The organism is Moorena sp. SIO3I6, assembly GCF_010672095.1.
The window spans coordinates 2,585-8,908 of record NZ_JAAHHU010000209.1; the positions used below are offsets into that span (position 1 = coordinate 2,585).

9 protein-coding genes and 2 pseudogenes are annotated in these 6,324 nt (G+C 43.8%); 8 read left to right on the top strand and 3 right to left on the bottom strand.

Annotation, left to right across the window (positions count from 1 at the left end):
- A pseudogene (locus F6K49_RS31405) lies at positions 1-306 on the bottom strand (Uma2 family endonuclease); the annotation flags it as partial.
- Between the two features lie 121 nt (positions 307-427).
- The gene (locus tag F6K49_RS31410; protein WP_293022712.1) at positions 428-1,171 is read right to left on the bottom strand and encodes a Uma2 family endonuclease; all 744 of its coding nucleotides are present in this window, start codon (positions 1,169-1,171) and stop codon (positions 428-430) included.
- 147 nt (positions 1,172-1,318) lie between these two features.
- On the opposite strand from F6K49_RS31410, the gene F6K49_RS31415 reads away from it, so the two are divergent.
- The 8 genes and pseudogenes from F6K49_RS31415 (at position 1,319) to F6K49_RS31450 (ending at position 5,875) form a co-directional block, all read left to right on the top strand.
- On the top strand, positions 1,319-1,516 hold the full coding sequence (locus F6K49_RS31415) for a hypothetical protein (RefSeq protein ID WP_293022715.1): 198 nt from the start codon (positions 1,319-1,321) through the stop codon (positions 1,514-1,516).
- A 72-nt stretch (positions 1,517-1,588) separates the two neighbouring features.
- A pseudogene (locus tag F6K49_RS31420) lies at positions 1,589-2,398 on the top strand (extracellular solute-binding protein); the annotation flags it as partial.
- Between the two features lie 99 nt (positions 2,399-2,497).
- On the top strand, positions 2,498-3,082 hold the full coding sequence (locus F6K49_RS31425; RefSeq protein WP_293022800.1) for a vWA domain-containing protein: 585 nt from the start codon (positions 2,498-2,500) through the stop codon (positions 3,080-3,082).
- Positions 3,083-3,249: 167 nt separating this feature from the next.
- The gene (locus F6K49_RS31430; protein ID WP_293022718.1) at positions 3,250-3,597 is read left to right on the top strand and encodes a hypothetical protein; all 348 of its coding nucleotides are present in this window, start codon (positions 3,250-3,252) and stop codon (positions 3,595-3,597) included.
- A gap of 105 nt (positions 3,598-3,702) precedes the next feature.
- The gene (locus F6K49_RS31435) at positions 3,703-3,999 is read left to right on the top strand and encodes a hypothetical protein (RefSeq protein ID WP_293022721.1); all 297 of its coding nucleotides are present in this window, start codon (positions 3,703-3,705) and stop codon (positions 3,997-3,999) included.
- A gap of 14 nt (positions 4,000-4,013) precedes the next feature.
- The gene (locus tag F6K49_RS31440; RefSeq protein ID WP_293022724.1) at positions 4,014-5,120 is read left to right on the top strand and encodes a substrate-binding domain-containing protein; all 1,107 of its coding nucleotides are present in this window, start codon (positions 4,014-4,016) and stop codon (positions 5,118-5,120) included.
- Between the two features lie 394 nt (positions 5,121-5,514).
- On the top strand, positions 5,515-5,736 hold the full coding sequence (locus tag F6K49_RS31445; protein ID WP_293022727.1) for a type II toxin-antitoxin system HicB family antitoxin: 222 nt from the start codon (positions 5,515-5,517) through the stop codon (positions 5,734-5,736).
- A complete protein-coding gene (locus F6K49_RS31450; protein ID WP_293022730.1) occupies positions 5,726-5,875 on the top strand; it encodes a type II toxin-antitoxin system HicA family toxin in 150 nt (49 codons plus the stop codon). Before F6K49_RS31445 ends, F6K49_RS31450 begins: the two co-directional genes overlap by 11 nt.
- A gap of 161 nt (positions 5,876-6,036) precedes the next feature.
- On the opposite strand, the gene F6K49_RS31455 is transcribed toward F6K49_RS31450, so the two are convergent.
- Positions 6,037-6,324, bottom strand: a 288-nt coding sequence (locus F6K49_RS31455) for an AhpC/TSA family protein (RefSeq protein ID WP_293102957.1), incomplete at its 5' end; no start/stop codon positions are given.

The following is a 6,324-nucleotide window of genomic DNA, read 5'->3' on the forward strand; positions in this document are numbered from 1 at the left end:
TATTTCAAAGGTGACTTGGGGATTAAGGTTATCTTCAACCCAGGTCTTGTAAGAACGTCGATGCCCTTTCGGTCTACCGATAACTACCATCACATCGGGGGCTTGGTTGATTTTGGGTTCTCCTTGTTCTGGATACCACAACAAATCCCCAGCGATGAATACATTAGGGTCATCTTTGAAGTGGACTTCTAGGCCATACTTAATGGTGGTAATTAGTTCAAATTGAAGGGTATTGTCGGCCATGGGTTTCCCGTCACTTTCGGGATAGAAGATGTCATCGGTGGTGGGAGTAATTTGCTGAATCATAGGAAAAATTGTTTGGGTTAATGGGAGTCGGGATCCCCCCTAGCCCCCCTTAATAAGGGGGGAATGGAGTAGGGAACAGGAAAAATCCTGTCTACCTGATTACTAGGAGAATTGCTAGAGATTATAGGTTAAAATCCTCGGGATTTATCCCTTTGGCTTTTAATTGCTCTAGCAATGCTTTCATACGAATTCGTTCAAGCTCTAAAGCTTGCTCCGCTTGTTCTGCCCGTTGGCGTTCTTGTTCTTTTTCGAGCCTTTCGAGCTCTGCCTGTTGTTGAGCCATATCTCTTTGCTCACTAATTTCTAAATAGCTAGCAAAAGGCTCACCATTGGGATAATACAGCACCAATTGAGATGCTACTAACTCAAAGGTAATTCCTAAACGGGGACTCACCCAACCCAGCATCTGGGGGATGGGTTCTAGTTTTTTTCCTGAACGCAACCAGCCTTTTAGTTTGGCTCTGTTTGGATCATACAGATAGTACTCTTCTACTCCATGGGTCCGGTAAAACTTGAGTTTATCCTCTTCTAATTCCTTGATGGTGTTGGTTTCTGATGCTATTTCAAAGGTGACTTGGGGATTAAGGTTATCTTCAACCCAGGTCTTGTAAGAACGTCGATGCCCTTTCGGTCTACCGATAACTACCATCACATCGGGGGCTTGGTTGATTTTGGGTTCTCCTTGTACTGGATACCACAACAAATCCCCGGCAACGAATACATTGGGGTAATCTTTGAAGTGGACTTCCAGGCCATACTTAATGGTGGTAATTAGTTCAAATTGAAGGGTATTGTCGGCCATTGGTTTGCCGTCACTTTCGGGATAGAAGATGTCATCGGTGGTGGGAGTAATTTGCTGAATCATAGGAAAAATTTTCACCAAATACTGGAAGCCTATTCTATCTTATCACACCCCATAAACAAACTACCATTTTAACAGATTTTTGGTGAAGCAAACGTGTTATAATTTAATTGGTGCTTGATCTTAGATTCAACAACTAAGGGATGTGTGATGTTTAATTATAGCAATCTCCCCAAGATTTTTACTTCAATCTCTTGGAAACTCTCTTTGGTACCTTTCTCTTCTGTTCTCTTGCTCCTTGGTGCTTGTCAGACTAGTCCAACAATCAACCAAACAGTTAACCGAGGTTTAGAAATTCGCTTTCTGGCAGGGAGTGACTTAAAAGATTTTTGCGATCGCGTAGCGTGACCTTCGGTCAATCGCGCTGCCACCAAACTCAATAACTCCCAGCCTAAACTAGAGGATGGTACTCCCTTTTATCTAACCTGCGATACTAAAGGAAGTGGGGATGTGGTGGAGGAAGTTCTTAATCTTACTAAACAATTGCAATCTGGTGCGATCGCTCCTGAAGACTCCCAATTTCCTACTTTAATTTCTGTCGATGGAGAAATTTACCAGAGTCAGCTGATCTTCCAGATTAATAAAATTTTTCCAGGACAGAACTATATCCCAGATTTAACTGAATCACCTCTGCTTGCTTACAGTCCGATGGTTTTTATGACCCAAGCTGATTTAGCCGGAAGTTTAGCAGCAGTGGACGATCTCTATGTTTCCTTGGTAGAGGCGAAAAATCACCAGGATCTAGACCCCAAGGCGGCTGCTTTACCAATAACCTACGTTCACACCGCCCCAACCCGTTCCAATTCTGGCTTGCAAACCCTAGTGGCTCAATTTGCTTCGGTTTCCGGTAAGCGTCCTGAAGAACTCACCATAGCTGATGTAAAAAAATACCAAGATCGGGTTCAGAAAATCCAAAACAAAATCACCCGTTACGGCAAATCTACGGGGTCTTTAGCGAAATCGATGGTGAACAACGGTCCCTTTTGGGCTTCTGTGGGCTCTGTCTACGAATCCTTAGTGATTTCTGCCAACAGTCAAGGTAATAATACGGTTAACTATCAAGCGGTTTATCCTTCTGCTACCTTTAGTTCCAACATTCGCGCCATCCTCCCCAATGCCCCATGGGTGAGTGACAAAGAAAAAGCAGCAGGGGAAAAAGTTATTGAATTCCTACGGCAACCAGAAACCCAAAAAATTGCGGTAGACTTGGGCTTACGTCCAGGGATTCCAGGGGGGCCCCTTGGCAGTAAGTTTTCCTCTGAATTTGGGGTACAAGCCAATCCTCAATACGATTCCTACCGTCCTCCTAAACCGGAAGTGGTAGAAGCGATGTTGCAAAGTTGGCAAAGCTACGCCAAAAAACCTTCCCAAGTTGCTTTAGTCGTAGATGTTTCCGGTTCTATGAGAGGTGAGAAACTCTCGGCTGTGCAGAATACGTTACTGAACTACGTGCAGAATATCGGTTCAAGGGAAAAGATAGCGATTATTCCTTTCAGTAATGAGATTAAGCAGCCCTTTATGGTGGAAGGCACACCCCAAGGAAAAGCTGAGGGGATAAAATTTATTGGTAGTCTGAAAGCTGGGGGAGGAACTCGATTATATGATAGTGCTCTTTTTGCTCGGAACTGGTTAAAACAAAATTTTAAAACAAACGCGATTAATGCGGTGTTGATTTTGACCGATGGTGATGATTCTGGCTCGGAAATTACTCTCGATAACCTCTCAAAACAATTACAAAGCAGTAACTTTGAAGCGGATGAAAGTATTGCTTTTTTCACCGTCGGTTACGGCAAACAAGGAGAATTTAGTCCTAAAGTATTGCAAACAATTGCTGAACTAAATGGGGGCTATTATCGTCAGGGCAATCCCGAAACGATTTCTAAGTTGATCGCAGATTTACAAGTTGAGTTTTAAGTCAATTATAGCAGTTATCAATTGGATGAAGTACAAATTACTTGGTTTTAGGGAGCAGGGAGCAGGGAGCAGGGAGCAGGAAAAAAAATTACATGTACCTCATTAGAATAGTTAACGCTATACAGTTTAAGTAAATTATCAGTCGCTGATTACCCATGAGGCAACCCATGTTAACGTTTGCAAATCCTCTTCATTATCCCCTAGCGGTCTTAGCAGGAGGTGTAGTCCATGCGATCGCAGTACGAGTTGCTCGACTTCCTAGCCCCATTGCTATACCCCTAGCAGGAGTGGTCACGGTGGCTGGTGCCACTGTTCTTAAGCAAAAGGAAAGTCAACGACCCCCGACCCTACAAAACCCTGCCTTGGAAAGGGAATTACAACAGGTACGACAACAGGCTCAACTGATTGCTCAGAAAGCAGAAAGCCTGCGCTCAGAATCGGAAAAACTTGCCCTTGCTACCACCGAAATGGAGCTACTTTCTACTATTCAATTCGCATGCGATCGCGTAGCGTGACCTTCGGTCAATCGCGCGTTAGAATTACCAGCCAAAATTGACCAATTCTCCCAACGTCTCCATGGTACCGACTCCCTGCTTTCAGTAACCGAGTTAAAGCAGCAGTTGCAGGAGGTAGAAGCGAAAAAAACTAAGAGTTCTGGAGTCGCTAGGCAACAATTACAGCAATTAGCGACCAGCTTGCAGCACAACATTACCCTGGCTCGACAAGGGGAAGATGCTAGACAAGCCCAGGTGATTGCTCTAGCTACTTTGATTACTGATACTGCGGGAGTTTTACAACAGTTGCAGAATCGCCTGCGGACAAGCAATTTAGAAGATGCCCAAACCGTGGAAGAATTGCGCTCCCTCAGTACCGAATTGGCAGGTTTTCAAGACAATATGGCTCTTTTCCTATCTTAACTTGATCAGAATTCATGGATAATAAAACAACTAAAACAATTACATCCCTGGGGATTATCGCTGTTTCCCTAGGCATTGCCTACGCTCCTTTACCAGGATTAAACCAAACCCTTTATGTGGTAAGTGGAACAGAATTGCAAGAACCCCTCGCTGTTCTGGAACAACGTTTTGAAGAAACCTATTCTAATATTAACATCGAATTTAAATTCCAAGGCTCCCAGGAATTAGTCAATCGCTATCTCGATGAAAAGAAGGATTTTAAACCCACAATTTTAATTCCAGCCAATGGGGTTTTGTTGAATGAATTGAGCGATCGCTGGCAAGCCCAAAACACTACTCCACCTTTTTATGATAACCCCCAACCCATTGCCAAAACCCTATTAGTAGGTATTGCTTGGCCAGAACGGGGAGAAGTTCTGTTTCCCGATGGTCGTTTTCAATGGTTAAAACTAGAAAATGCCATGAAAAAGCGCAATTGGCAGGAGATTGGCGGCAATCCTAACTGGGGTAGTTTTGACTTTGTGACTACCGATCCTAATCGTTCCAATAGCGGACAACTGACCTTAAGTCTTTGGACACAGAGTAATTCTGGGGGCGCAACCTTATCCCCAACTAATTTTAATAGCTCGGAAATTCAATCTCTGTTCGGTTTAGTAAAGCGGTCTGTCTATCAACCGCCACGCTCAACGGACACTCTATTGCAAGAGTTTATTGCTCGTGGCCCCAATGAGGCAGATGTTGCTACTGTATATGAAAGCATTGCCCTCTACCGTTGGGAACAAGCAGCCCAGACTCAAAGCAAGCCCGATCAGATTTATTATTTTAATCCCACCATTGAAACGGTTTCCACCGCAGCCATTGTGCGCAGAGATGTGAACTCGCAACAGGTAAAAGCAGCACGGAAATTCCTCCAATTCCTAACTGCTCCAGAACAACAAAAAACCTTTGTGCAATACGGTTTTCGTCCTGTGATTGGGGGTATTGATTTGCAATCTGTCTCCGGCAGTCCTTGGACAAAACGTATTCCCGGTGCAAAAACTGACCCTAATTTAAAAACTTTAGCACCACCAAATTCTGAAGTGATTGGGGAAATTCAACGGATGTGGAATCGGGTGGAGTAGGGAGTAGGGAGTAGGGAGTCGGGAGTCGGGAGTCGGCAGTCGGCAGTCGGCAGTCGTGAAACTCCCTTATTAAGGTGCTGCATCGCTGTTCCCTCTCCTCGGTTAACACCTGCATTCTAGTAATTAAATATAACCCGTTAAGCAATTGAACTAATCAACCCTAGGAGGAACAAAGATGAAACGTCTCTTACGTCGATTTCGGTCTATCGCTGAGTTTGCCCAATAGCAGCGTCCCCAGTATAACCTGCCAGTCGATTCATGAAAGCAAACCCGTGGGTGTTAAACTAGGCTGATGCCAACTAGCTCGTAATCTAACATCTGCAGCGATTACTATTTTTTTGGTTTTTCAATGATAGAATATACAACAAAAAATAATATCTAGGGAAAAAGAACAATGAAATCATTAAACGACTATAAAATTATTTTACGTCCCGATGACAATGGAACTTTTGTCGCCTATATTCCAGCCATTAAAGGATGTCATGCCTGGGGAGAAACTCCTGAAGCAGCCCTCTGTGAATTAAATCCTGTTTTTGAGATGATTCAAGAAGAATACCTCGAAGAAGGCAAAAATTTACCTGATGATGTCGAGGTAACAGTTTCTCATGCCAGCTAAAGCTAAAACCTTAGAAAAAGTTGCTAAACAATTAGGCTTTCATAAAGTTCGTCAAAAAGGAAGTCATGCCCGTTGGAAGCATCCGGATGGACGGTCAACCACTATTCCTGTTCATGGTAATGCTGAGATTGGAGGTTAGTTATTTCGAGAAATACTCAAGCAGTTAGGAATTAGTGAGAAGGAATTTGATCAACTAAAATAAGTGCGTTCGCGTAGCGTGGCCTACGGCCAATCGCTCTTTTATTGTGCGTTCGATTACACAAGATCTATCAAGACATTGTTACTATCGCTTTGGTAGAGCTAATCTAATAAAAACGACAGTGGACGACTCATATTCTGAGCAAAGCCAAGGAGCCCGCAATCCCGGTATTGGTAGAGTAATTTCCCCTGTGAATCGAATAAGAAAGTTCCCCCTCGCTGGGTCAGATAAGCCCCATTGGGCACATAAGTATTCCAGTGGCTTAAAACCTCTGTCATATTCCGCAGCCGCAGGGTTGCCAATTCAAAGGGTCTTTGAAAACCTTTGCCACCAGCCAGCCTGAAGAATGAGCCCTTGATAGGGGGAAGTGGTATACCTCGCACAACCTC

Coding starts and splice junctions, on each gene's coding strand:
- F6K49_RS31410 (WP_293022712.1), bottom strand. CDS start 1,171: ATGATTCAGCAAATTACTCCCACCACCGATGACATCTTCTATCCCGAA.
- F6K49_RS31415 (WP_293022715.1), top strand. CDS start 1,319: ATGTTTAATTATAGCAATCTCCCCAAGATTTTTACTTCAATCTCTTGG.
- F6K49_RS31425 (WP_293022800.1), top strand. CDS start 2,498: ATGTTGCAAAGTTGGCAAAGCTACGCCAAAAAACCTTCCCAAGTTGCT.
- F6K49_RS31430 (WP_293022718.1), top strand. CDS start 3,250: ATGTTAACGTTTGCAAATCCTCTTCATTATCCCCTAGCGGTCTTAGCA.
- F6K49_RS31440 (WP_293022724.1), top strand. CDS start 4,014: ATGGATAATAAAACAACTAAAACAATTACATCCCTGGGGATTATCGCT.
- F6K49_RS31445 (WP_293022727.1), top strand. CDS start 5,515: ATGAAATCATTAAACGACTATAAAATTATTTTACGTCCCGATGACAAT.
- F6K49_RS31450 (WP_293022730.1), top strand. CDS start 5,726: ATGCCAGCTAAAGCTAAAACCTTAGAAAAAGTTGCTAAACAATTAGGC.